Raw genomic sequence first — 570 nt, forward strand, 5'->3', positions numbered from 1 at the left:
CTCAACGACATTGACGTACTATGTCGGCACGAGTGCAAACGGATCCAGCTCAACAACCGCACCAACCAACGCCGGCACTTACACGGTCGTCGCCACATTCACCAGCAGCAACGCCAACTACGGCAACGCATCGAGTGCTCCCGTCACGTTTACGATCACGAAGGCTGTTCCGGCGGTTGTCGTCACGAACGCAGGTGGGACTTTCAACGGTAATCCATTCCCGGCAACGGTGAAGGCAACTGGCATCGGCGGGGCTGTGGTGAGTGGTTCGACGACATTGGCCTACTATGTCGGCACCAGCGTCAGCGGAACGGGCACGACAACCGCACCAACCAACGCGGGAACCTACACGGTCGTCGTCACCTTCACCAGCAGCAACGCCAACTACGGCAACGCATCGAGTGCTCCCGTCACGTTTACGATCACGAAGGCCCTTCCGACAGTTGTCGTTACGAACGCAGGCGGGACTTTCAACGGCAACCCATTCCCGGCAACGGTGAAGGCAACTGGCATTGGCGGCGCTGCGGTGAGTGGTTCGACGACATTGGCCTACTATGTCGGCACCAGCGT

1 protein-coding gene is annotated in these 570 nt (G+C 59.3%); it reads left to right on the plus strand.

Features of this window, described 5'->3' with window-relative positions; genetic code table 11:
- Positions 1-570, plus strand: a 570-nt coding sequence (locus OSO_RS51440; RefSeq protein WP_010587214.1) for an MBG domain-containing protein, incomplete at both ends; no start/stop codon positions are given.

The sequence above is a fragment of the Schlesneria paludicola DSM 18645 genome (genome assembly GCF_000255655.1).
Taxonomy (GTDB): domain Bacteria; phylum Planctomycetota; class Planctomycetia; order Planctomycetales; family Planctomycetaceae; genus Schlesneria; species Schlesneria paludicola.